Raw genomic sequence first — 23,840 nt, 5'->3', positions numbered from 1 at the left:
GTCGAGCGCGTGGGCGCGCTGGGCCCGCCTCGTCATGCGCAGGCCGGTGCTGTTCGGCCTGATCGGCGTCGCCGTTCTCGCCGTCGCCGCGGCGCCGATCACCGGCATTCGCTACGGCATCGACATGGGTCTCGGTTCGCTCGGCGACCGGCCGAGCGGCGAGGCGACGCGCCTGGTGGAAGACAACTTCGGCCCCGGCTTGCTCGCCCCGCTCACGGTGCTCGCCACCGGACCCGACGACGGGCCCCTGCTGAGCGCGGCGCAGTCGGAGGTGCACGCGTTCGCCAACGCGCTGTCCCACGACCCGCGCGTCGCGACGGTGCTGCCCCAGCAGTCCGCTGGGCGCATCATGATCGCCGTCGTGCCGAAGGAAACCTTCGACTCCACTGCCGTCGCCGAGCTCACCGACGAGATCCGTTCCCGCGCGGCGGAAATCGAGGGCGCGGAAGTACGCGTCGGCGGCACGCCCGCGACCTTCGCCGAAGTCTCCGAACGGATCACCGGCCGCTTCCCCTGGGTGATCGTCCTGGTGCTCACGGTCTCGCTGGCCTTCCTGATGCTGGCGTTCCGCAGCATCGTGCTCGCGGTCAAGGCGATCCTGCTGAATCTGCTCGCCACCGGCGCGGCATTGGGCATCACCGTGGCCGTATTCCAGTACGGCATAGGCGAATCCCTGCTCGGTTTCGAGAGCACCGGCTTCCTCCAGGTCTATCTGCCGATGCTGGTGTTCGCGGTGCTCTTCGGCCTCTCGATGGACTACGAGGTGTTCCTCATCCGGCGCATGAAAGAGGCGTGGGACCGCGACCAGGACAACGCCGCCGCGGTCGCCGAGGGATTGCAGCGCACCGCCCGCCCGATCACCGCCGCCGCGGCCATCATGGTCGCCGTGTTCGCGAGCTTCGTGACCGCGGACGTGTTGGAACTAAAGCAGATCGGGTTCGCGCTGGCGGTCGCCATCACCATCGACGCGCTCGTCGTGCGGCTGATCCTGGTGCCCGCCTTCATGCGGCTGTTCGGCCGGTGGAACTGGTGGCTGCCGCGATGGCCTCGCACGACCGCGACGGCCGGCGTCAGCCGATGATCGCCTCCAGCGCGTCGATCATCGATTCCACCGCCGCGGTATATATCTCGCTCAGCCGTCCGGCGAAACCCGTTCCCGCCCAATGGTCCAGGACAGCGACGCCGCCCCAGATCGCGGTGGACGCGGCCAGCCGGACCCGCAGGTCGTTGGGATCGAGCCCGCAGCGCTCGGCGAACAGCACCCGGAACTGTTCCTCCAGCTCGCGCATCTGCCGGGTCTGACCATCCCGGACCTCGGGGAAGGCGTGCATGTACCGGACCCGCCGCGCGATGCGGCGTTCGGAATCCGGGGTGAGCAGTACACCGACCATCACCGGAACCAGCGGGCGCGCCACCGCGAGAAGCTCAGCGGGATCGAGGGTTTCGCCGTCGCCGGCCGTGCGCATCACCTCGAGGAGCTGCGGGTCCGCCTCGTCGTAGAGGACGAGCATTTCCTTGGTACCGAAGTAGCGGTAGACCGAGCTCGGCGACACCCCTGCCGCGGCGGCCACCCGCTCGACGGTCACCTCGCGATACCCGTGCGCGTCGAACAGATCCAGCGCCACCCGCTGGATCCGGCTCATCGCCTCGATCCTCCTGCGCTCCCAGACGGTGGCGGGAAGCCTGCGGTGCGTCGCCGTCACAAGCCCACCGCTCGCACCAGATCGAGCATCTCGATGTGGAAAAGTTTTGCCGGGTCCTGCGATTGGGGGCGCAGGTGGCCGTACACCTCCAGCGCGATCGGGCCGTGCATGCGACCCCACATGCGCAACGCCAAGGCCAGTGCGGCGGGCGGCAGGTCGGGGAAGTCGGCGCGCACGTGCTCGACCAGCGCCGGATCGAAGTCCGACCACGTCGAATCCCCGAGGGACTGCGTGGCGGCGGCGCGGGGCCACGCGGCGGCGGCGAGACCGACGAGTCCGTCGCAGGCGCGCAATTCCGCCTCGCGGGCCGGGCCCTCCGGCGGGGGCTGGTAACCGAGCACCGGGTCACCGTAGATCAGCCGGAATCCTTCGGGATTTCCGACGGCCCACTCGCGGACGGCTTCACCCCAGGCGACGATGCGTCCGCCGGGATCGTCCTCGGGCACGGCGTCTCTGGCGGCCTCCACCCGGTCGATCAGTTCGGTGTACACGTCGGAGATGAGGGTGGTGATCAGCTCGTCGCGGGTGGCGAAATAGCCGTACAGCGCGCCCGCGGTCATGCCCATCTCGCGCGCGATGGCGCGCAGCGAGATGGCGTCCGGACCGCCATCGGCGAGCAGGCGCAAAGCGATGGCTTTGATCTCTTCCGTCGCCTCCCGGCGCAATCGTTCCCGACGGCTCTTCACCTCGACCACGGTTGACACTCTACAGCGTTTGGCTACTATCAGCCGTGTCGTTACTAAACGGCGTGTAGTAATCGAACGGCGTATAGAGGTGGGCATCGTGAAGATCGGAATTTTCGGCGCGAGCGGCGTCATCGGCGGCCGGGTGGTCGAAGAGGCGCGGCGGCGCGGGCACGACGTCACCGCGTTCGCGCGGGACTCCGCTCGCTTCCCCGCCGACCGGGGTGAGGTGCGCTGGGTGGTGGCGGACTGGCTCGACGCCGACAGCATCGCCGCGGCCATCGCGGGGCTGGACGTGGTGATCAGCGCGGTGAACGCCGGGCACGGCATCGCCGACACCATCGCCAACGCGGACGCCTTCGTCACCGGAGCGCACGCCATGGTGGGCGCGCTGGAACGACACACGGACATCCGGCTGCTCGCGGTCGGCGGCGCGGGCAGCCTGGAAGTCGCGCCGGGACGCCAACTCGTCGACACCGGAACGGAATTCACGCGCATCCTCACCGAGAACCTCGGCGTGCCCGCGGAATACCGGGACGTGGTGGTGGCGCTGCGGGACGCGTTGAACGTCTACCGCGTCTCCAACCGCAACTGGACCTACCTCAGCCCGTCGTCGGGCCTTATCCAGCCCGGCGCCCGCACCGGCCGCTATCGCGTCGGCGGCGACCAGCTGTTGATCGCAGACACCGACATCTCGGCCGAGGACTTGGCCGTCGCCCTTCTCGACGAAACCGAGAACCCCCGCTTCGTGCAGCGCCGATTCACCGTCGCCGCGGCGGCCTGAGCGCAATCGGTTTCAGCACCGAGCGGCGCGGTGGAGAACCATTCCCGCAATAGGTCGGCCGCGGTCCAGCCGCCGCGGCCGAACCCGGAAAAGGACGAAGGCCCCGGTCCGTGGGGACCGGGGCCTTCGCATGTGCTCTACCCGAATCAGGCGTTGCCGGAGAGCTTCTCCCGCAGGGCCGCGAGCTGGGCGTCGCTGGCCAGCGAACCGCCGGCGGGCTCGGCCTGGCTGGACGAGGACTGCGAACCGCTCTCGGAGGAGTAGTTCGACGCGCCGCCGCCGTTCGCGGCCTCGGCCGCGGCGTCGGCCGCCATCTTCTCCATCTGCGCGGTGTGCATCTTGTGGCGACGCTCCGCCTCGGCGTAGCGGCCTTCCCACTCCTCGCGCTGCTTGTCGAAGCCCTCGAGCCATTCGTTGGTCTCGGGGTCGAAGCCCTCGGGGAAGATGTAGTTGCCCTGCTCGTCGTAGCTGTCGGCCATGCCGTACTTCGACGGGTCGAACTCGGCGTGGTAGTCCTCGTTCGCCTGCTTCAGCGACAGCGAGATCCGGCGACGCTCCAGGTCGATGTCGATGACCTTGACCATCGCGTCGTCGCCGACCGCGACGACCTGGTCCGGGACCTCGACGTGGCGCTCGGCCAGCTCGGAGATGTGCACCAGGCCCTCGATGCCCTCTTCGACGCGCACGAACGCACCGAACGGAACCAGCTTGGTGACCTTGCCCGGCACGATCTGGCCGATCGCGTGGGTGCGGGCGAACTGACGCCACGGGTCTTCCTGAGTCGCCTTGAGCGACAGCGAAACACGCTCGCGGTCCAGATCGACGTCGAGAACCTCGACGGTGACCTCGTTGCCGACCTCGACGACCTCGGACGGGTGGTCGATGTGCTTCCAGGACAGCTCGGAGACGTGCACCAGACCGTCCACGCCGCCCAGGTCCACGAAGGCGCCGAAGTTGACGATCGAGGAGACCACACCCTTGCGGACCTGGCCCTTCTGCAGCTGGTGCAGGAACTCGGAGCGCACCTCGGACTGGGTCTGCTCCAGCCAAGCGCGGCGGGAAAGGACCACGTTGTTGCGGTTCTTGTCCAGCTCGATGATCTTGGCCTCGATCTCCTTGCCGACGTACGGCTGGAGGTCGCGGACGCGACGCATCTCGACGAGCGAGGCGGGCAGGAAGCCGCGCAGGCCGATGTCGAGGATCAGGCCGCCCTTGACGACCTCGATGACGGTGCCCTTGACGGCCTCGTCCTTCTCCTTGAGCTCCTCGATGGTGCCCCACGCACGCTCGTACTGCGCCCGCTTCTTCGACAGGATCAGGCGGCCTTCCTTGTCCTCCTTGGTGAGAACGAGGGCCTCGACCTCATCGCCCACGGAAACGACCTCGTTCGGGTCGACATCGTGCTTGATGGAGAGTTCGCGGGAGGGGATGACGCCTTCGGTCTTGTAACCGATGTCGAGCAGAACCTCGTCGCGATCGACCTTGACGATGGTTCCTTCGACGATGTCGCCGTCGTTGAAGTACTTGATCGTGGCGTCGATGGCGGCGAGGAAGTCCTCGGCGGAGCCGATGTCGTTGACGGCTACCTGCGGCGAGGTGACGGTGGTGGGCATGTGTCGGTTTGCTCCGGACGGATTGTGGTCGGTTGCGGACATTGGAACTTTCGGTACGCTGCGAAATCACCGCGACGATGCGACGACGGACACAGAGGAACGTACCGCACTCATCCACTTGTGAAACTCAGCACGGGCGCTCTGTTATTTCAGTACGCTGATACGTCGGTAGATCGTTACTTCGGTACACCGGTACGTCGGTACAGCAGACACTCGCGCGTTCAGCGTACGCGACCTTGGTCCGCACGGGCAAACCGGTCTACACGCCACGCCGGAGCGCCTCCGGCGCGCCGCGATCGTTAAGCTCACGCGCGTGTCGGAAGATCGTCATGCCCAAGCGAACGCCCTGCTCGGAACCGCCGGAACGGCGCGAACCCGGCTGAGTTCGGCCGACAGCGAACGCGCCAGCAGGCGCTGGTGGGACGCCGACGCCGATCAGTATCACCAGACCCACGCCGATTTCCTCGGCGTCGACTCCCCCGGCGGCGAGTTCGTGTGGTGCCCGGAGGGATTGCACGAGGGCGATATGCACTTTCTCGGCGAGGACCTCGCGGGCAAGCGCGTGCTGGAGATCGGTTGCGGGTCGGCCCCGTGCGCACGCTGGCTGGCCGGACAGGGCGCGCTGCCGGTCGGTCTCGATCTCTCGATGGGCATGCTGAAGCGGGGACTGGCCGCGATGGCGCGCGGCGGGCCGCGGGTTCCGCTGGTGCAGGCCGGCGCCGAAGCGCTGCCGTTCGCCGACGCGTCCTTCGATCTGGCCTGCTCGGCGTTCGGCGCGGTGCCCTTCGTCGCCGACTCCGCGCTGGTGATGCGCGAGGTGGCCAGGGTGCTGCGGCCCGGCGGACGCTGGGTCTTCTCGGTGAATCATCCGATGCGCTGGATCTTCCCCGACGACCCCGGCCCCGCGGGGCTCACCGCGTCCATTCCTTATTTCGATCGCACGCCCTATGTGGAGGTGGACGCCGACGGCGCGGCGACCTACGTCGAGCACCACCGCACCATCGGCGACCGGGTCCGCGAGATCGTCGCCGCGGGACTGGTGCTGCGCGACATCGTCGAACCCGACTGGCCGGAGTGGCTGGACCGGGAATGGGGTCAGTGGAGCCCGCTGCGCGGCGAGCTCTTTCCCGGCACCGCCATCTTCGTCACGGAGAAGCCCGCCGAGGTCGGAAGCGCGAACTGAGATCCCGGCTCGCCGACTCGGCCCGGAGCCAGGGGATTTCGCCCTAGACTTGGCCGGTGCCAAGTGCGCGAGAGCTGCTCGATCGCGTCGAACGCCACTGCCGAGCCGATCACACGGCGACGCGGCTGCGCCAGATGGTGCTCGCCGACCTCCACGCGGCCGTCCCGTTCGACGGGCACGTCTTCACGCTCACCGACCCGGTCACCAGGATCGGGACCTCGCCGGTGGCCGATCTGCTCGGGATGCGCTTGGCTCGGCTGCCGGAGCTGATCCGCCTGCGCTACCTCACCGTGGCCACCCGCTGGAGCGATCTGCTCGATCGGGGCATTGCGGCGACTTCGCTGCGCGTCGACACCGGCGGCGATCCCGCGCGTTCTCGGGTGTGGCGCGAGGTGCTGCGCGAGCTCGACGTCTTCGACACCGCCACCGTCGTGTTCGGCGACCGCTACGGATGCTGGGGATTCCTCGAACTGTTGCGCAAGTCCCCGCGCGCCTTCGACCCCACTCAGCTCACCACCCTGGCGGCGCTGGCGGCGCCGATCACGCGGGGGCTGCGGACCGCTCTCGGTCGCACCTTCGTCGCGGAGGAGGGCGAACCCGCGCCTGCCGGTCCGGCGGCAGTCGTCCTCGGACCCGACCTGAGGATGCGCGGCCAGACCCCGGCCGCCGCGGCGGCGCTGCTCCGGCTCAACCCACCGCAGGAGGCCATGCCGCCGATCCCGAACTCGGTCTACAACGCGGGCGCCGCGCTGCTGGCCGCCGAGCACGGCGCCCCGGTGGGACCGCCGTGGTCGCGCGTCCACCTGGGCGGAGCCCGCTGGCTCACCGTGCGCGCCGACCGGCTCGGAACCGAGGACATCGCGGTCTCGCTCGCTCCGAGCACGCTGGCCGAGCGGCTGGATCTGTTCGGGCGGGCGCACACGCTGTCCACCCGCGAGGCCCAAGTGCTCGGCCTGCTCGCCGCCGGCCTCGAATCACCGCACATGGCAACCGATTTGGGTATCCCCGAGCACACGGCCGACGATCATGTGAAGGCGATACTGGCCAAGTCGGGTGTGCGCACCCGCGAGGAGCTGCTGTCACGAGCGCTGGGGATCGTCTGACCCCGCGGGGCGCTACGTGGTGGTGGCCGCCGATGCGCCTGCCACGGGCCGCGGAGCGCTACCCGGCATCGAGACCGCACTGCGCGGCGCGCAGATCACCTCCGCCTGGCGCCTACTCCCCGATCAGCAGATCGGCGTCCTCTCCCTAGCCGATCACCGGGAAGCGACGGCGCTCGAGGCACTGCGGAAACACCGCGCTCGCGCCGGCATGAGCCCGCCCTACGACGCGCTCACCGAGACACCGCAGGCACTGCATTTCGCGCGCCTCGCGCTGGCCGGGCTGGGGGAACGCCGGTTCGGCGTCGCACGGTTCGACGACAACCCCCTCGCCATGCTCGTGGCGGCCGCCCCCGCCGAAGCCGAGCGAATGGTCCGCGTGCGGCTCGGCCCGTTGCTGTACCTGCCGTACGAGGAACGCACCAGGCTCCTGGAAACCCTCGAAACCTGGTTCGGCGCGGGCGGTTCCGCTGCGGCCACCGGCGCGCGGCTGTACCTGCACGCGAACTCGATCCGCTACCGGTTGCGGCGCATCGAGGAACTCACCGGACGATCGCTGGCGGATCCGGCGGCCGTGCGCGACCTCGGTGCCGCGCTCGAAGCGTTACCGGTCTCACGCCTCGGCCGCACGGTCGGAGCATCGCGGGGAAACGCGCGTCGAAGCTACAACGACGGGTGAAGAAGACGTAGCTCGTTGCTCGATCGCCTTGGGCGGCACCGAGATCGGCGGAACAACGGAGGCACGGGTCAGCGACCCGCGGCGCCTAGCTCGGCGACCAACGCGGTCCTCGCCGCCGTGACGTGGTCGGCGAGCTCGCCGCCGGTGCGCAACCAGATCTCGAAGCCCGCGAAGAAGCAGGCCATGCCGACCTTCGCCCACAGCAGGGGCCGCACGTCTTCCGCCGGGTCGACACCCATCTGCTTGGCGAGGTGCCCGGCGAGGAGCGCTTCGACGGCGCCGCGCTTGGCGAGGTCGCGGGCTTGCAGGGCGGGGTTCGCGGCGATCAGCGCGTCGCGGATGCGCAAGTCGTCGAGCCGGTCGGCGAAATGCCCCACCATCGGACCGATCACGGCCGCCAGCGTCTCCTCGGGGGTCTCCCCTTGCGGCCGCTCGGCGAGCAGGCGGGACAGTTCGGCGCGGTGCTCGTCGTCCTCGGCGAAGAGCAGTTCGTCCTTGCCGCTGTAGTACCGGTGCAGGGTCCGGGTGCCCACCTCGGCCGCGGCGGCGATATCGGCGATGGTCACCGCCTCGAACCCGCGCTCGGCGAACAACCGCAGCGCGGCCTCGGCGATCGCGCGCCGGGTGCGCTCCTTCTTCCGATCACGCAATGACATGGAAGCATTGTCACGTATCGCAAAAAATGGCATTCTATGCCATATGACAATTAGTGACAGAACCGTGGTGATCACCGGCGGCACAAGCGGACTCGGCCGCGAATGCGCGAGGGCGCTGGCCGCGGATCCGCACTGGACCGTGGTCGTGACCGGCCGGGACGCGGCGCGCGCCGAGCGGGAAGCCGCCGAGATCGGCGCCGAAGGTATGGCCTTGGACCTCGGCTCGCTCGCCTCGGTGCGAGACTTCGCGACGGCACTGCGCGGCGCGGGGTTGCCGCCACTGCGCGGACTGGTCTGCAACGCCGGGCTGCAATTCACCCGCCGCGCGTACACGGCCGACGGCGTCGAGGCGACGTTCGGCGTCAACCATCTCGGCCACCTTGCGCTCGTGCGTGAGCTGCGCGCCGATCTGGTCGCGCCGGCGCGGATCGTGTTCGTCACCTCGGGGACGCACGACCCGAGCCGCTTCACCGGCATGCCGCACCCACTGACCGCCTCCGCGCGCGAACTCGCCCACCCGCCCGCCGCGACGGAACCGGCGCACCGCGACGGCCGCCGCCGCTACAGCACCTCGAAGCTGGCCAACCTACAGACCGCCTACGAGCTGGCGCGCAGGCTCGCCGAGGACGGCGTCACGGTGAACGCCTTCGACCCCGGACTGATGCCGGGCACCGGGTTGGCAAGGGACGCAAGTCGATTCGCGCAGGCACTGTGGGGCTCGGTGGCCAAAGCCCTGGTGCTGCTACCCGGCGTCAACACCCCTGCGCGGTCCGGCGCGGATCTGGCCCGCTTGATCACCGACCCATCCCTCGCCGCGACCACCGGCCGCCACTTCGCCGGCCGCGCCGAGCGCCCGTCCTCGGCGGCCTCCTACGATCTCGCGGCCCAGCGGGCGCTCTACGACGACAGCGTGCGCCTCATCGCCGAGCTCGCCCATTGACACCGGCGCACACCGAAAGCAGCGCCTCCCAACGGAAGGCGCTGCGTCCCAGGCGCTTCGATCTCACTTGGACTTCGGTTTGCGGCCCGCCTGTTCGAGCGCAAGGCGCAGTGCGTACTCGATCTGAGCGTTGATGCTGCGCAGGTCGTCGGCCGCCCATTTGGCCAAAGCCTCGTGAACGGCCGGGTCCAACCGCAGCAGTAGCTTCTTGCGTTCGACCATGAGCCCGGCTCAGCTGTACAGCGTTCCGGCGTTGACCACGGGCTGGGTCGCGCGATCGCCGCACAGCACAACGAGCAGGTTGGACACCATCGCGGCCCGGCGTTCCTCGTCGAGTTCGACGACGCCCTGCTGGGTCAGGCGATCCAGCGCGAGGCCGACCATGCCGACCGCGCCCTCCACGATGTGCGTGCGCGCGGCCACCACCTGCGCGGCCTGCTGGCGAACCAGCATGGCCTGGGCGATCTCCGGCGCGTAGGCGAGGTGGGTGATCCTGGCCTCGAGCACCTCGATGCCCGCCATCTCGGTGCGGTCCCGCAGTTCGACGGTCAGCTCCTCGGCGACCTCGGCGCCGTCGCGCAGGCTGGTGCGCCCGGCGTCGTGCGCGTCGTAGGGGTGCGTGGTGGCCAGGTGCCGCACCGCGGCCTCGGACTGGGTCTCCACGTACTCCTCGTAATCGTCGACGGAGAACGCGGCCTTGAAGCTGTCGACCACCCGGTAGACGACCACCGCCGCGATCTCCACCGGATTGCCGTCGGCGTCGTTGACCTTCAGCTTCTGCGTCTCGAAGTTGCGCACCCGCAGCGAGATGCTCTTGCGGTCGGTCAGCGGCACCACCGAGAAGAAGCCCGGCTCGCTCACCGAACCGATGTAGCGGCCGAAGAACTGCACCACCTTCGCCTCGTTCGGGTCGACGATCACCAATCCGGTGGCCGACAGCGCGAGCGCCACCACGACCACGGTCGCCGCGATCGCCGCGATCAGCGCGGGCGTGTTCCCGTCCTTGGCCGCCGCGACGTACCCCACGGCGGCCGCGCCGCCGAAGACGAGGGTCAGCACCAACCAGGCCAACAGCACCAGAAAGCCGTTGACGTGGAATGCGGGCCTGAGCTTCATGACATCCTCCCGGTATCAGAGTGATATCACCAAGATAGCACGCGAGCGCCCGGCGGCCAATCACCGACGGGCGCGCCGCACGCTCAGGCCGCGGGACGGATGTTGCGGTTGAAGCGAAACATGTTGTGCGGGTCGTACTTCGACTTCAGCGCCGCGAGCCGCGCGTAGGTGTCCGGCGCGTATCCCGCGCGGGTCTGCGCGTCGTCCGCCCCGTCGCCCGCGCCGTAGAGGAAGGCCAGACTGTGCCCGATCGTCCACGGCGCCAACACCTCCCGTACCGCGCCGTGCTCCGCCGGTACCCCGGCACCCGCGGCCGGCGCGGGCATGGTGATGACGCGCACGACGTAGGCGGCGTCCCGCCGATCGACCGAGACCCCGGCCTGACTGGGCCTGCCGAGCGCGCCGCCGAGGTGACGGATATCGACCACGGCCGGAATCGACCCGACCGGACCGGTGGCGGCGGCCAACGCGGCCAACGCGTCACCGGTGAGTTCGCCGAGAACAGCATTGGTCGCGGCGTAGGCGTGCGGGTGGTCGGGATCGCTGTGGATGGTGTGCGATTCGGTGTAGGGCATGTCGCGCAGATCGTCGCGCAGCCGGGCGCCGACCGCGCGCAGCGGCGCGACCAGCCGCTCACCCTCCTCGGCAGACCCATCGAACGCGACGCGGATCGAGGCGACGTACCGGCCGCGCAGCGCCTCCGGCACCTGCGGGATGTCGGGGTAGGTCAGCGTGGTGACGGTCGAGGTCAGCTGCTCGGGCACCGTCGCGGTCCACTGCCGCCAAGCCTCCAGCGCCGGTCCCGCCAGCGGCTCGTCGAACACCAGTTGCCCGCCGTAGACCGTCCGAACCGGAACCAGGCCGAGCTCGAGCGCCGTCACCACGCCGAAATTGCCGCCGCTGCCGAGCACCGCGCCGAACAGCTCGTCGCCCGGGCGCAGCGTGCGCATCCTGCCGTCCGCGGTGACCAGTTCGATCGTCCGCACGTGATCGGCCGCGTAGCCGAATTCCCTTGCCAGCAGGCCGAGTCCGCCGCCGAGCGTGTAGCCGACCACGCCGACCGACGGCGAGGAGCCGTTCAGCGGCGCCAGCCCGAACCGCGCGGCCGCCTCGACCAGCGCGCCCGCGCGCACCCCCGCGCCGACCCGCGCGGTGCGCGTGCCGGAATCGATCCGAATGTCGGTCATACGCGCGGTGCTGATCAGCACCCCGCCCTCCGCCGCCACCGAAAGCCCGTGCCCGGTCGCCTGCACGGCCACCGGAAGTCCGTGGCGCGCGGCGTATTCCACCGCGGCGCGGACATCCTCGGCGTGCGCCGCGCCGACCACCAGCGCGGGCCGGTGGGTGTAGGCGGTCTGGAACCCGGCGATCTCCGCCTCGTATCCGGGTTCGCCCGGCCGGAAGACCGGGCCGGTGAAGACCGCGAAATCGGTTGTCTGCGTTGCGTTGTCTGCCATGCCATCGACGATGCCCGGCGACGAATGATAAGTACAACAGATAGTTTCTATCGATATTAGAATCAGCAGTTATGGAACTGCGCCACCTGCGCTACTTCGTCGCCGTGGCGGAGGAAGCGAACTTCACCCGCGCCGCCGCCCGTTTGCACCTCGCCCAGCCCGGTCTGAGCGCGCAGATCCGGCAATTCGAACGAGAACTCGGGCAACCGCTGTTCGATCGCGGCGGCCGGACCGTGACGCTCACCGACGTCGGCGCTGCCGTGCTGCCACACGCCGAAGCGGCCTTGGCCGCGGCTCAGCGGATCGCCGACACGGTGGACGAGTTCACCGGCCTGCTGCGCGGCCACGTGCGCGTCGGACTGATCTCCGGCGCTGCCACCGAGGAATTCGACGTCGCCGCGGTGCTCGCCGATTTCCACGCCGACCACCCAGGGGTCGGCATCAGCCTGACCGAGGACACCTCCGAACGCATGCTCGCCGCGCTCTGTGGCGGCGAACTCGACATCGCCCTGGTCGGCCTGACCGGCGCCGAGCTCGATCCGGGACTGGGCAGCCACGTGGTACTGGACACTCCGGTGGTCGCCGCGGTCGCCGCCGACGACCACACCCACGGCGCGACCATCCCGCTCGCCGCGCTGCGCGACCATCCGCTGATCTGCCTGCCGACGGGCACCGGACTGCGCGGGGTATTCGAACGCGCCTGCGCCGCCGCGGGTTTCGAACCGCGCGTCGCCTTCGAAGCCGCCGCGCCGCCCCTGCTGCTACGACTCGCGGCCCACGGCCTCGGCGTCGCCGTGGTCCCCGCGCTGACCGAGGAGGAGGCCGCCGCGCACGGCGTGCGCGCCTTGCCGATCGTCGAGCCCGATCTGCGCGGACAGCTGGCCATCGTCTGGCGCGCCGATCACCCAGCGCCGCCCGCCACCAAGGTGCTGCTCGGCCAGCTTCGCATCGCGTTCGGCAGTCGCCGATAATCGCCGTTCCGGTGATCGGTCACCCGAAAGTCAGTCCCGACAAGACGGGCCGGGCGCCCATCGGATACCCGGCCCACCGTCGTCGCCGCTCAGAGCAACCGCGACAGAAATGCCTTGGTGCGTTCGTGTTTCGGGTTCGCGAGCACCTCGCGCGGCACACCCGCCTCCACCACCACGCCGCCGTCCATGAACGCCAGCTGGTCGGCGACCTCGCGGGCGAAGCCCATCTCGTGCGTCACCACCACCATGGTCATGCCGCTCTCGGCGAGCTCGCGCATCACCTGAAGCACCTCGCCGACCAGTTCCGGATCCAGCGCCGAGGTCGGCTCGTCGAACAGCATCAGCTTCGGATCCATGGCCAGCGCCCTGGCGATCGCGACGCGCTGCTGCTGACCGCCGGACAGCTGAGCCGGGTAGGCGTTGGCCTTGTCCGCCATGCCGACTCGATCGAGCAGTTCGTGCGCTCGGGCCACCGCGTCGGCCTTGCGCACCTTCTTCACCTGCGTCGGCGCCTCGATGATGTTCTCCAGCGCCGTGCGGTGCGGGAACAGGTTGAAGTGCTGGAACACCATGCCGATATCGCGGCGCTGCCTGGCCGCGTCGCGCGGATGCAGTTCGTAGAGCTTGTCACCCTTCTGGCGGTATCCGACGAGCTCGCCGTCCACGTACAGCCTGCCCGCGTTCACCTGCTCGAGGTGGTTGATGCAGCGCAGGAAGGTGGATTTGCCGGAGCCGGACGGGCCGATCAGACACAGCACCTCACCCCGCGACACCTCCAGCGAAATGCCCTTGAGCACTTGCAGCGCGCCGAAGTTCTTGCACACCCGGTCGGCGACGATCATCCGCGGCGCGGCCTGCTCGTCCTTGTCCTTGGAAACCGTCATTTCGCCTTCACCACGCTCTGTGCGTCGGCCAGTTCCTGTAGCTGCTTGGCGGTCAGCTGCCGGGACGCGCCGCGCGAGTAGTACCGCTCCAGGTAGAACTGGCCGACCATCAGCACGCTGGTGATGGCCAGGTACCAGGTCGCGGTGACCAGCAGCAGCGGGATCGGCTGGAAGTTCACGCCGTAGATGTCGCGGGCCCGGCCGAACAGGTCGGTGCTCAACGGGATCGCGGTGACCAGCGAGGTGGTCTTCAGCATGCCGATGAGTTCGTTGCCGGTGGGCGGGATGATCACCCGCATCGCCTGCGGGAGCACGGTGCGCCGCATGGTCTGGGTCCAGGACATGCCGAGCGCGATCGACGCCTCGCGCTGCCCCTCGCCAACGGAATTGATTCCCGCGCGGACGATTTCGGCCATGTAGGCGGCCTCGTTGAGGCCGAGGCCGATGACGGCGAAGGTGAACGCCGCCTGCAGATGCTGCACGTCGAGCTCGAAGAACTGCGGCCCGAACGGCACTCCGAGATGAATCTGCTGGTACAGCGAGGGCACCAGACCCCAGAACACCAACTGCACGAAAATCGGTGTGCCGCGGAAGATCCAGAGATACACCCAGGCGGCGGAGCGCAGCACCGGGTTCGGCGAAAGGCGCATCACCGCGAGCACGGTGCCGAGCACGATGGCGATCGCCATCGCCAGCACGGTCAGCTCGAGGGTGACGACCGCACCTGCCACGATGCGGCTGTCGAACAGGTACTTCCCGTAGGTGCCCCACTGGTAGGCGTCATTGGTGGCGGCGCCGTAGACGAACAGGCCGAGCAGCACGAGGATGACGGCCGCGGCGATCCATCGGCCCGGCCTGCGCAGCGGAACCGCTTTGATCGGCTCCGGCTCGGCAGGCGCGGGGACGCCGCCGGGCCCGGGATCGCCGGGCACGACGGTGGTGTCGGTGTCGGACATGGATCAGCTCACGGCGCCGTTGACGACCGACTGGGTGATCGCGCCTTCCTGCACGCCCCAGTTCTCGGTGATCTGCTTGTACTGGCCGTTCTGGATCAGGTGGTTGACCGCGGCCTGCAGGACCTTGGCCAGCGGCGAGCCCTTCGGCACCGCCCAGCCGTAGGGCGCGGAGTCGAACACCGGGCCCGCGGTCTCGATCTTGCCGCTGCTCTGCTTGATCGCGTAGGCGGTCACCGGCGAATCGGCCGACATCGCGTCGACCTGGCCGAGCACGAGCGCGTTGGTCGCGGCGCTCTGCTCGTCGAACGGCTTGATGTCGATGGCGGGCTTGCCCTCCGCGACGCACTTGGCGCTCTTGGCGGGCACCTCGTCGGTGTGCTCGACGGTGGTCGCCTGCACGGCGACCTTCTTGCCGCAAGCGTTGCTCGGGTCGACCGGCTTGCCGGTCTGCTGGGCCCACTGGATGCCCGCGTTGAAGTAGGTGGTGAAGTCGACCTGCTGCTCGCGTTCCTTCGAGTCGGTGATCGAGGACATGCCGACGTCGTAGGTGCCCGCCTGGATCGCCGGAATGATCTTCTCGAAGGCCGACTCCACGTACTCGGCCTCGAGGCCGAGCACGGAGGCGACCGCGTCCATCACATCCACGTCGAAGCCGACGATCTTGCCGCTCGCGTCCTTGTACTCGTTGGGCTGGTACGGCACGTTCACGCCGATGACCAGCTTGCCCGCCTGCTTGACCTTGTCGGGCAATTGATCGGCGATCGCGGTCACCTTGTCCACCTGCACCTTGGAGACCGTCGGTCCGGTTTCCTCGGTGTTGGTGGTACAGCCCGCCAGCACGAGTGCCGCGCCGGTGAGCGCGCACATCGCCCGCAGGGCCCGCCTGCCAGGCTTCGATCGATCAGACACAGCAGCCCTCCACATTTCGGTTACAAGAAACCCGGGTGTCACCACCCGTTTGGCAATCTAAGCGACCGAGACGTTTCGTGCTGGACAGTAATGGAATTCCACATCGGCTCGTTGCGGACTCCATCCCGGTACAGGCTGCCGGTGCGCCGACCGGACACCATACCCTCGGGTCCGATAGCCGCACGCTGCGGGTTGCCACCCAATTGCCGACCGGTCCCGCATGTCGCGATCGACACGTCGCCCCGTCCGCGAACGGTAGCGGTGCGACGCCCGAACCAGCGTCGAAGCAGAGATGCGAGCCGCCCCCACCGGACGCCGCGATCCACTTTCGCTGGAAGCGGCCAACGCAAGGCATCGCTGAAAATTAGCTATTCGAGGAACGTCACCGTAGCTCTTCCGCCGTACGGAGTCCGACGCGCACACACCCCGCTCGGCGGGCCGCGGATCCGAGTACATCCTCGAGATGCCGCGCGAAAAAGGCCATAGCACAGGGATATTCGCACATCTCGTCCGGGCGGCTCAGCTCGAGCCGCCCACAGAGGTGCCGAGTTCGACGGCGAACGCCGCGGGACCGCCGGTGGTTGCCGCCACGGAGGCGTCGAGCGGGGCGGACGCGGTCGTCGTCGGCGCGGGGGCCGGATCCGTGCCCGGAGCCACCCGCCGCAGGTTCGCGGCCGCGGTCTTGAAGAGCGGCTGTTTGGACACCGGATCCCAGTCGGTCGGGGTCAGCTCGTTCGCGGCCCGGTCGTGCGCAGCGTCGCCGCGATCCCAGTAGCCATAGTGGAACGGCAGGAAGAGCACGCCGGGGCGGATCCGGCCGACTCTGGCGCGGGCCCGCACCGACCCGCGCCGCGTCGAGACCTCGACCAAGTCGCCCTCGCCGATCTCCGCGCGGTCGGCGTCGGCGCGCGAGATCTCGATCCAGACCTCCGGCGCGGCCGCGTCCAGCTGCGGTACCCGCGCGGTCTTGGTCCTGGTGTGGAACTGGTACAGCGTTCGCCCGGTGACCAGCGCGAACGGATGCTCGGCGACGGGCGCCTCGCGCGGGTGGACGTAGTCGGCCGATTTGATGATCGCCTTGCCCTGCGGGTTCAGCGCGCGGTACTCGGCGGGCTCGACCGGTTTTCCGGAGATCAGGTCCTTGCCGTAGGACTCGCAGTCCTCGGGTGCGCTCCAGAAGCGCCCGTCGCTGTACAGGCGCTCGGTACCGTCCGGATGCGCGCTGTCGCAAGGCCATTGGATGCCCGAGCCGGCGCGCAGCTTCGCATAGGTCAGGCCGCTGTAGTCGCACGGTCGTCCGGCCGAACACGCCTTCCACGCATCGAACGCCGACTCCGGATCGTGCCAGTGGATCAGCGGGCCGCCGTCCCGGTCACGAAAATCCATGCGGCGGGCGTAGTCGAGGAAGATGTCGAGGTCGGACCGCGCCTCGCCGGGCGGGTCGACGGCCCGCTCCGAGAGGTGCACGGTGCGATCGGCGTTGGTGAACGCGCCGGACTTCTCGCCCCACGCCGCGGCGGGCAGCACGACATCGGCCATGGCCGCGGTCTCGGTCGGGAAGATGTCCTGCACCACGAGGAACAGGTCGTCGCGCGCGAGGATCGATCGGACGCGCGCAAGTTCCGGCAACGACACCGCGGGGTTGGTCGCGCTCACCCACAGCATCCGGATGTCGCCCTGCTCGGCGAACTGGATCATCTTCATGACGTGGGTCGGCGGCCCCGAGTGCGGGATCCGGTCCGGATCGACCCGCCACCGCTCGGCCAGCTCGGCGACGTGCGCGTCGTTGGCCCAGTTGCGGAAGCCGGCCATGTCGCCGTCGGCGCCGCATTCGCGGGTGTTCTGCGCCGTCGGCTGCCCGTTCATCTGCAACACCCCGCAGCCGGGGCGGCCGAGCATTCCGCGGATGAGGTGGACGTTGTTGACCTGGACCGCGGCCGCGGTCGCCTGATGGGACTGGTAGAAGCCCTGTAGCACCGTCGACAGCAGCCGGGTCGCGGTGCCGAGCAGCCTGGCCGCCCTGCGGATCTCCTCGGCGTCGACGTCGCAGATCCGCGCCGCCCGCTCGGGGGTGCATTCGCTTACCCGAGACCGCAATTCGTCGAAGCCGACGGTGTGCTCGTGAACGTAATCCAGATCCACCCAGCCGTTGGCGACGATCTCGTGCAGCAGCGCGTTCATCAGCGCGACATTGGTGCCGGGCAGCGGCGTGAGGTGGACGGTCGCGTGCGCGGCGACCGGGGTGTGGCGCGGGTCGACGCACAGGAGCGCGGGCGGGTTCGGTCCGGCCAGACGGTCCAGGATCCGCGTCCACAGCACCGACTGCGTCTCGGCCACGTTGTGCCCGAACAGCGCGATGACATCGGCGTGGTCGACGTCGGTGTACGAGCCCGGCTGACCGTCGCAGCCGAAGGACTCCTTCAGCGCTTCGGCGGCCGTCGCCGTGCACAGCCGGGTGTTCCCGTCGACGTGATTGGTGCCGATCCCGGCGTGGGTCAGCACGCCCAGCGTGTAGTACTCCTCCAGGAACAGCTGGCCCGAGGTATAGAACCCGATCGACTCGGGACCGTGCCGCTCGAGCAGCGCCTTGCTGTGCCGCACCACGCGGTCCATGGCCGTGTCCCAATCCGTCTCGACGAGCTCGCCGTCGCGCCGGACGAGCGGGCGCGTCAGGCGGTCGGGGGACGCGTTGGCCTGCCAGCCGAACAGGTCCTTCGGGCCGAGTCTGCCTCGGTTCACCCGGTCGACGGCGCGGCCGCGGACACCGACCATCCTGCCGTCGACGACGGCGATGTCGAACGCGTCGCCGTTGGAGCTCAATACCGAGGCGGACGGCACCCACCGCTGCACGTCCTCGGGCTCGACGCCGTCCACCAGATACATGTCGACCCGCTCGGGCCACTGCTGCCCCGCGTCGTACGGGAGGCGGTGCCCCCACGGTTCCGCTATCCGATCTCGCTTGTCCATACCGGCCGCGTACCCGTCGACCTACCCGGCAACCCGGGACAGGGCGGCGGTTTGATCCGGCGGTCCCGTGGTACGGCCGACGTACCGACAGTGAGGAGTTGCTCATGCGCGTGGTCGTAGTCGGTGCCACCGGCAATATCGGCACCTCTGTCGTTTCCGCGTTGGCAGGCGAACCGGCGGTCACTTCGGTGCTCGGAGTCGCGCGGCGCGGCCCGTCGACGCTGCCGCCCGGGGTGGAGTTCGCCGGCGCGGACGTGCGCGGGGACGATCTCGCTCCCCTCTTCCGCAATGCCGACGCGGTCGTGCACTTGGCGTGGCTGTTCCAGCCGACGCACCGGCCGGAGGTCACTTGGCGCGCCAATGTCATCGGGACCCAACGGGTCCTCACCGCGGTGGCGGCCGCGGCAGTGCCCGCCGTGGTGTGCGCGTCGTCGATCGGCGCGTATTCACCCGCTCGCGACGATCGCCCGGTCGACGAGTCGTGGCCCACCGACGGATGGCCGCTGGCCGCTTACACGCGGGAGAAGGCTTACGTCGAGCGGGTTCTCGACGCGTTCGCCACCGAACATCCGGAGATCCGGGTGGTGCGCATGCGCCCGTCGTTCGTCTTCCAGCGCGCCTCGGCCAGCGAGCAGCGGCGGCTGTTCGCCGGACCGCTGGTGCCGCATCCGCTCGTCCGGCCCGGTGTCGTCCCGGTCCTTCCGCTGCCCCGCGGCTTGCGCATGCAGGCGCTGCACAGCCACGACGCGGGCCGCGCCTTCGCCCGCGCGGTCGTCTCCGAGGTCGACGGCGCGTTCAATATCGCGGCGGACCCGGTGCTCGACCGGGAACGCCTCGGCGAGATCTTCGCCGCCAGAACCGTCGAAGTCCCGCCGAGCGCGGTCCGCGCGGCTCTCACGACGGCGTGGCGGCTGCGCTTGGCGCCGACGCCGCCGGGACTGTTCGACGCGCTGCTGCGACTGCCGATCATGGACACCAGCCGAGCGCGGACCGAGCTCGACTGGACTCCGCGCCACACCGCCACCGACACGCTGCGCGAGATGCTCGACGGGTTCAAGGCCAACGCGGGCGGCGACACTCCCCCACTGGCGCCGGACGCGGGCGGCCGGTGGCGCATCAGGGAATTCGCCTCCGGTGTGGGCGGCCGCGATCCCGTCGACCAGTGGGGCGCCGCGGCGCACTAGTCGATCCGACGCCCGCGCCCGCCAGATCTCCGCGCCGCATGCGGTCCGCACCGGGCCCGAGGCGGTGCCCGCCAGATCCCGGCGCCGCATGCCGGTCCTGCCGGACCTGCGGCGTCCAGCACACTCTCAGGCGCGGGGCGGGTCGATGCGGAGCAGTGCGCCGCAGACGATCCTGGCGGCCGCGTCGATACCCGCCGACGCGCGCAGATGCGGTGTCGCCGCGATGTCGTTGACGGCGCCGAGCGCCGCGTGCACGCGGATGCGCGCTTCCGTCGGATCCATCTCCGGGTGGTGCCCGCGCACGAGTGCCACCCATTCGGAGACGTACTCGTGCTGAGTTCCGCGCATCCGATGGCTCTCCTCCGGCCCGAGCTGAGCGGCTTCCGAGGTGATGAGCAACTGGATCAGGGCCGGATTCTCAGTACGCGGTATAGCTGCCGATCAGCCGGTGCAGCGCGTCTGCGGCGCTGGTCGCGCGGGCGAGGTCGCGTTGCAGGCCCGGGTCAGCCGTCCCGCGCCCAGCGGAAGCGAGAGCGCGAGTTCCGGTTCGTCGTCGCGGCCGAGCGCCAATTCCATCGAGCCGCCGCCGATATCGAGAACGAGCAGCGGCCCCGCACGCCACCCGTACCACCGCCGCACCGCCAGATAGGTCAGCCGGGCTTCCTGAGCGCCGGTCAGAAATTGCGGACGGACTCCCGCGGTTCGTTCGATGCCGTCGAGCACCGTCTCCCGATTCGGCGCGTCCCGGATGGCGGCCGTGACGAAGGCGTAGAAGCTGTCGATCTCGTAGCGCCTCGCAGCCTGCAGGATGCGGGACATCGCCGCCGCGGTTCGTTCGATACCGGCGTCGGTGACCTCCCCGTCCGCGTCTATGTCCTCCGCGAGCGCCACCGGCTCTTTCAACGCCCGGATCGGCAGGGGCGGCGCGCCGGACGACGCGTCCACGACCAGAAACTGCGCCGAGTTCGACCCCAGATCCAGAACACCGAGCCTCACGCGGACGCACTACCCGGTTCACCCGCGCCTACACCGGCCGCGGACATGACGCAGCGCCGGAGATGTCCGATTCCCCCTACACTGGCCCGATGCGCGTTCGACGGCTGCTCACCCTGTCCACCATGGCCCTGCTCGTTCCGCTCGGCGCGGCCGCCTGCACCGTGGAGGGGGCGGGCACCAAATCCGAATGCAATGTCGGCGGATGCACCGTGACCTTCGACCGCGGCGTGGACGCCAAGGCGAACATTCTCGGCATCGACGCGGAACTCGTCGCGGTGAACGGGAACACGGTCACCATGAAGGTCGGCGGCCAGCAGGTCGACGTCCCGGTCGGCGAGACCCAGCCCGCCGAGGGCCTGAACGTCACGGTGCAGGAGGTCACCGATCAGAAGGTCGTCGTCAAGCTCGCCACCGGACTGTCCGCGGGCAACTGAGCCACGGCCGATTCAGCGGCGGTGCACCCTGGCGCACACCTGCTCGGTGAACTCGCCGGTCGAGGCCTGACCACCCAGGTCGGCCGTCGCGATACCCGCCGCGAATGTCGCCGCCACCGCGCGCTCGATGCGGTCCGCCGCGGCCTGCAGCGCGCCATCCGCGTCGCGAGTTCCCAACCAGCGCAGCAACATCGCGGCCGACAGCTGCAACGCGACCGGATTGGCGCGATTGTGCCCGGCAAGCGTCGGCGCGGCGCCGTGCACCGCCTGCGCCATCGCGCGGGTGGCCGAACAATTCAACGAGGCGGCCATGCCGAGCGAACCGCTCAGTTCGCCCGCCAGATCGGACAAGATGTCGCCGAACAGGTTCTCGGTGACCAGCACGTCGAAATCGCCCGCGGCGCGGACCAGGTGGGCGGCTGTCGCGTCCACGTGCTCGTCGTCCACCTCGACGCCAGGGTAGGCGCGCGCCACGTCGTAGCAGACGTCGCGAAAGAGGCCCATGGTCATCGGCAGCACGTTCGCCTTGTGCACGATGGTGACCCGCTTGCGGCGCGCCGAGGCCAAGCGGAACGCCTCGTGCGCGATCAGCTCGCAAGCGCGCCGGGTCACCACGCCGACGGACATCGCCATGTCGCGGGTCGGCTGGAACTCCCCCGAACCGGCGAACATATTGCGGTCGGCGTAGAACCCTTCGCTGTTCTCCCGCACTATCACCAGGTCGATGTCCGGTGCGGCCGACCGCACGCCCGTGAAGGCGCGGGCGGGGCGAATGTTCGCGTACAGGCCGAACTGCTTGCGGATCGCGCCGCCCGGTGCGACAGCGCCGCGGTGCTCGGCCGGATAGGACGCGTTGTCGTGCGGCCCGAGGATCCAGGCGTCGAGTTCCTCGAGCCCGCGCAGCGTGTGGTCCGGCAGCGCGGCGCCGAACTCCTCGATGGCGCGATGCCCCATCGGCAACGGCACCCACTTCACCGCGGCCGCACCCGCCGCGGCCAGCGCCTCGTCGACGACCGTCTTGGTCGCCCGCACCACCTCGGGACCGATCCCGTCTCCCTCGATCAGCCCTAGTCGCACCGCTGTCCTCACCTCGTTCACCGGGCAATCCTCTCGCCGCCGCCTCGCCGCACCGGAACCGGCCCGCCATCAGCGGCCGTGCGGCTACGTTGAGAAGATCATGGTGCAGTCGGTCGAATTGCTGGTGGACGACGCGGCCGAGGCCGAGATTCGGCGGCAGTGGACGCTGCTCGTCGAGGCCGGGCTGCCCAGCGTCACGGCCAAGGCGATCGAGACCCACCGCCCGCACATCACGATCGCGGTGGCCAGGCAGATCTGGCCGCGCATCGATAGCGCCCTCGACCAGTTGATCTTCCGCCCGTTCCCGGTGCGGCTCGGCGGCGTCCTGGTGTTCGGCGCACGACACCCGATCCTGGTGCGGCTGGTCGTGCCCACCGAACAGCTGCTCACGCTGCAGAGGCGGGTCTACGACATCGTGTCGCCGTGTCCCGGCGCGCCCGCCAACCTGCGTCCCGACGCATGGACGCCGCATATCACGCTGGCCAGGCGGGTGCCGGTCCGCCAACTCGGCGACGCGGTGCACGCCGTGGCGGCCGATCGTGATTTCCCCGCCACGATCGCGGGTATCCGTCGATGGGACGGCGACCAGCGACGCGAGTGGCCGGTGGGCCGTGGAAGATAAGAGCCGAGCCCGGCGTTACAGCTGGCAACATTTCAACGAGAGGACGTCATGGCCACCCAGACGCTGACCCAGCAGAATTTCGACGAGGTAGTCACCGGAAACGACGTGGTACTCGTCGATTTCTGGGCCGATTGGTGCGGCCCGTGCAAGAGCTTCGCGCCGACCTTCGAGGCCTCTTCGACCAAGCACCCCGACGTCGTGCACGGCAAGGTCGACACCGAGGCCGAGCAGGGTCTCGCCGCCGCCGCGAACATCCGCTCCATCCCGACCATCATGGCGTTCCGCGAGGGCGTTCTGGTGTTCGCGCAGCCGGGCGCGCTGCCGCCGGCCGCACTCGAGGACCTGGTCACCCAGGTGAAGGCCCTCGACATGGACGAGGTGCGCAAGCAGCTCGCCGAGCAGCAGTCCGCTTCGGAATAAGACCCACGCACGCGTCGGGCCGGGCACCCCGCTGGGGAGCCCGGCCCGACCTTCGTTTCAGGAGCCGCGCGGCTCAGGAACCGAGCAGGTTGATCCCGGAAATCATTGCGCGAACGGTGGATTCGGCGCCGTCGTCGGCGAACGCCGCGCCCCATCCGCGCTTGCCGTCGAGCTCGCACCGGACGAAGGTCGCGGTGCCGCCGGCGGTGCGGCGCTGGTGGAACTGGAGAATCTCCACCGGGTAGCCCTCGTCGTAGAGGGCCGAGGTGAGGGCCGCGACCGGGCTGCCGGTGGTGGCCACCGTGCGCAGGTGGTCGGGGAACTCGAGGGTCGCGCTGCGCTCGGCGTTGCTGTGACCGGCGGCGAACTCGCTGAGCCGGACCGGGCCGGTGACCCCGCAGTAGTGGTCGTAGAACTCCGCCGGGCTCATGCCGGCGGCTTCCGCCCGCAGCCCCTTGGGCGCGGCGGCGATGAATGTCTGAGTATCAAAAGTGAGCATGGTCATT

At 69.6% G+C, this 23,840-nt stretch carries 26 protein-coding genes; 11 read left to right on the top strand and 15 right to left on the bottom strand.

The features are described from left to right. Window positions 1-1,081: MMPL family transporter (locus NX1_RS16705; RefSeq protein ID WP_157119811.1), on the top strand; the 1,081-nt coding region annotated here is incomplete at its 5' end. Here the strand turns inward: NX1_RS16705 and NX1_RS16700 are convergent. Beyond that, window positions 1,071-1,703, bottom strand: a complete 633-nt coding sequence (locus NX1_RS16700; RefSeq protein ID WP_068059550.1) for a TetR/AcrR family transcriptional regulator — start codon at window positions 1,701-1,703, stop codon at window positions 1,071-1,073. The two genes, NX1_RS16705 and NX1_RS16700, sit on opposite strands and share 11 nt — an antisense overlap. Further along, the gene (locus NX1_RS16695) at window positions 1,700-2,398 is read right to left on the bottom strand and encodes a TetR/AcrR family transcriptional regulator (RefSeq protein WP_068059599.1); all 699 of its coding nucleotides are present in this window, start codon (window positions 2,396-2,398) and stop codon (window positions 1,700-1,702) included. The genes NX1_RS16700 and NX1_RS16695 overlap by 4 nt, the downstream gene beginning before the upstream one ends. An 88-nt stretch (window positions 2,399-2,486) precedes the next feature. Between NX1_RS16695 and NX1_RS16690 the strand changes: the two genes are divergently transcribed. Continuing rightward, a complete protein-coding gene (locus NX1_RS16690; protein ID WP_068059597.1) occupies window positions 2,487-3,170 on the top strand; it encodes an NAD(P)-dependent oxidoreductase in 684 nt (227 codons plus the stop codon). A gap of 146 nt (window positions 3,171-3,316) precedes the next feature. On the opposite strand, the gene rpsA is transcribed toward NX1_RS16690, so the two are convergent. After that, window positions 3,317-4,783, bottom strand: a complete 1,467-nt coding sequence (gene rpsA, locus NX1_RS16685; RefSeq protein ID WP_068059547.1) for a 30S ribosomal protein S1 — start codon at window positions 4,781-4,783, stop codon at window positions 3,317-3,319. A 313-nt stretch (window positions 4,784-5,096) separates the two neighbouring features. On the opposite strand from rpsA, the gene NX1_RS16680 reads away from it, so the two are divergent. The 3 genes from NX1_RS16680 to NX1_RS16670 are packed head-to-tail and all read left to right on the top strand — an operon-like array spanning window position 5,097 to window position 7,745. Beyond that, the gene (locus NX1_RS16680) at window positions 5,097-5,966 is read left to right on the top strand and encodes a class I SAM-dependent methyltransferase (protein ID WP_068059544.1); all 870 of its coding nucleotides are present in this window, start codon (window positions 5,097-5,099) and stop codon (window positions 5,964-5,966) included. 56 nt (window positions 5,967-6,022) lie between these two features. Further along, window positions 6,023-7,069 (top strand): helix-turn-helix transcriptional regulator, encoded by a 1,047-nt coding sequence (locus NX1_RS16675; protein WP_068059541.1) that lies wholly within the window; start codon window positions 6,023-6,025, stop codon window positions 7,067-7,069. Then, window positions 7,020-7,745 (top strand): PucR family transcriptional regulator, encoded by a 726-nt coding sequence (locus NX1_RS16670; RefSeq protein WP_084501490.1) that lies wholly within the window; start codon window positions 7,020-7,022, stop codon window positions 7,743-7,745. The genes NX1_RS16675 and NX1_RS16670 overlap by 50 nt, the downstream gene beginning before the upstream one ends. A gap of 68 nt (window positions 7,746-7,813) precedes the next feature. Here the strand turns inward: NX1_RS16670 and NX1_RS16665 are convergent, their stop codons facing one another. Next, entirely contained in the window at window positions 7,814-8,401 is a 588-nt protein-coding gene (locus NX1_RS16665) for a TetR family transcriptional regulator (RefSeq protein WP_068059535.1), read from the bottom strand. A gap of 49 nt (window positions 8,402-8,450) precedes the next feature. Here NX1_RS16665 and NX1_RS16660 point away from each other — a divergent pair, with 49 nt between their 5' ends. Continuing rightward, entirely contained in the window at window positions 8,451-9,341 is an 891-nt protein-coding gene (locus NX1_RS16660) for an SDR family NAD(P)-dependent oxidoreductase (RefSeq protein ID WP_084501494.1), read from the top strand. Between the two features lie 63 nt (window positions 9,342-9,404). Here the strand turns inward: NX1_RS16660 and NX1_RS36375 are convergent, their stop codons facing one another. The 3 genes from NX1_RS36375 to NX1_RS16650 form a co-directional block, all read right to left on the bottom strand. Beyond that, window positions 9,405-9,563 (bottom strand): type II toxin-antitoxin system antitoxin, encoded by a 159-nt coding sequence (locus NX1_RS36375; protein ID WP_141812733.1) that lies wholly within the window; start codon window positions 9,561-9,563, stop codon window positions 9,405-9,407. A gap of 9 nt (window positions 9,564-9,572) precedes the next feature. After that, window positions 9,573-10,457, bottom strand: a complete 885-nt coding sequence (locus NX1_RS16655; RefSeq protein WP_068059528.1) for an SPFH domain-containing protein — start codon at window positions 10,455-10,457, stop codon at window positions 9,573-9,575. 83 nt (window positions 10,458-10,540) lie between these two features. Beyond that, the gene (locus NX1_RS16650) at window positions 10,541-11,914 is read right to left on the bottom strand and encodes an FAD-binding oxidoreductase (RefSeq protein ID WP_068059525.1); all 1,374 of its coding nucleotides are present in this window, start codon (window positions 11,912-11,914) and stop codon (window positions 10,541-10,543) included. A 71-nt stretch (window positions 11,915-11,985) separates the two neighbouring features. Between NX1_RS16650 and NX1_RS16645 the strand changes: the two genes are divergently transcribed. Continuing rightward, complete coding sequence (locus tag NX1_RS16645; RefSeq protein WP_068059523.1) at window positions 11,986-12,885, top strand: LysR family transcriptional regulator; 900 nt, start codon at window positions 11,986-11,988, stop codon at window positions 12,883-12,885. Between the two features lie 89 nt (window positions 12,886-12,974). Here NX1_RS16645 and NX1_RS16640 read toward each other — a convergent pair whose 3' ends face one another. From NX1_RS16640 to NX1_RS16625, 4 genes are all read right to left on the bottom strand, one after another. After that, entirely contained in the window at window positions 12,975-13,727 is a 753-nt protein-coding gene (locus NX1_RS16640; RefSeq protein WP_068059594.1) for an amino acid ABC transporter ATP-binding protein, read from the bottom strand. Between the two features lie 38 nt (window positions 13,728-13,765). Continuing rightward, window positions 13,766-14,725 (bottom strand): amino acid ABC transporter permease, encoded by a 960-nt coding sequence (locus NX1_RS16635; protein ID WP_084501488.1) that lies wholly within the window; start codon window positions 14,723-14,725, stop codon window positions 13,766-13,768. A 3-nt stretch (window positions 14,726-14,728) separates the two neighbouring features. Further along, the gene (locus NX1_RS16630) at window positions 14,729-15,592 is read right to left on the bottom strand and encodes an ABC transporter substrate-binding protein (protein ID WP_245668535.1); all 864 of its coding nucleotides are present in this window, start codon (window positions 15,590-15,592) and stop codon (window positions 14,729-14,731) included. A 561-nt stretch (window positions 15,593-16,153) separates the two neighbouring features. Continuing rightward, window positions 16,154-18,601, bottom strand: coding sequence for a molybdopterin oxidoreductase family protein (locus NX1_RS16625; protein ID WP_068059516.1), 2,448 nt, complete (start codon window positions 18,599-18,601; stop codon window positions 16,154-16,156). 104 nt (window positions 18,602-18,705) lie between these two features. On the opposite strand from NX1_RS16625, the gene NX1_RS16620 reads away from it, so the two are divergent. Further along, complete coding sequence (locus NX1_RS16620) at window positions 18,706-19,785, top strand: NAD-dependent epimerase/dehydratase family protein (protein WP_068059513.1); 1,080 nt, start codon at window positions 18,706-18,708, stop codon at window positions 19,783-19,785. Window positions 19,786-19,911: 126 nt separating this feature from the next. Here the strand turns inward: NX1_RS16620 and NX1_RS16615 are convergent, their stop codons facing one another. Beyond that, the gene (locus tag NX1_RS16615) at window positions 19,912-20,133 is read right to left on the bottom strand and encodes a hypothetical protein (protein ID WP_157119810.1); all 222 of its coding nucleotides are present in this window, start codon (window positions 20,131-20,133) and stop codon (window positions 19,912-19,914) included. A 93-nt stretch (window positions 20,134-20,226) separates the two neighbouring features. Further along, on the bottom strand, window positions 20,227-20,781 hold the full coding sequence (locus tag NX1_RS16610) for a Ppx/GppA phosphatase family protein (protein ID WP_068059508.1): 555 nt from the start codon (window positions 20,779-20,781) through the stop codon (window positions 20,227-20,229). A gap of 89 nt (window positions 20,782-20,870) precedes the next feature. Between NX1_RS16610 and NX1_RS16605 the strand changes: the two genes are divergently transcribed. After that, a complete protein-coding gene (locus NX1_RS16605; protein ID WP_084501487.1) occupies window positions 20,871-21,215 on the top strand; it encodes a hypothetical protein in 345 nt (114 codons plus the stop codon). Window positions 21,216-21,227: 12 nt separating this feature from the next. On the opposite strand, the gene NX1_RS16600 is transcribed toward NX1_RS16605, so the two are convergent. Continuing rightward, on the bottom strand, window positions 21,228-22,313 hold the full coding sequence (locus NX1_RS16600) for an isocitrate/isopropylmalate dehydrogenase family protein (RefSeq protein ID WP_068059502.1): 1,086 nt from the start codon (window positions 22,311-22,313) through the stop codon (window positions 21,228-21,230). Between the two features lie 79 nt (window positions 22,314-22,392). On the opposite strand from NX1_RS16600, the gene NX1_RS16595 reads away from it, so the two are divergent. Next, window positions 22,393-22,914 (top strand): 2'-5' RNA ligase family protein, encoded by a 522-nt coding sequence (locus NX1_RS16595; RefSeq protein WP_068059500.1) that lies wholly within the window; start codon window positions 22,393-22,395, stop codon window positions 22,912-22,914. A gap of 48 nt (window positions 22,915-22,962) precedes the next feature. Further along, window positions 22,963-23,334, top strand: coding sequence for a thioredoxin (trxA, locus tag NX1_RS16590; RefSeq protein WP_068059498.1), 372 nt, complete (start codon window positions 22,963-22,965; stop codon window positions 23,332-23,334). Window positions 23,335-23,407: 73 nt separating this feature from the next. Here trxA and NX1_RS16585 read toward each other — a convergent pair whose 3' ends face one another. Further along, entirely contained in the window at window positions 23,408-23,833 is a 426-nt protein-coding gene (locus NX1_RS16585; RefSeq protein WP_245668529.1) for a 2-isopropylmalate synthase, read from the bottom strand. Window positions 23,834-23,840 lie beyond the last annotated feature (7 nt).

The organism is Nocardia xishanensis NBRC 101358, from assembly GCF_001613365.1.
In the GTDB taxonomy this organism is placed as follows: domain Bacteria; phylum Actinomycetota; class Actinomycetes; order Mycobacteriales; family Mycobacteriaceae; genus Nocardia; species Nocardia xishanensis.
Note: the sequence above shows the minus strand (reverse complement) of the source record. Positions and strands in the feature narration are given on the sequence as shown.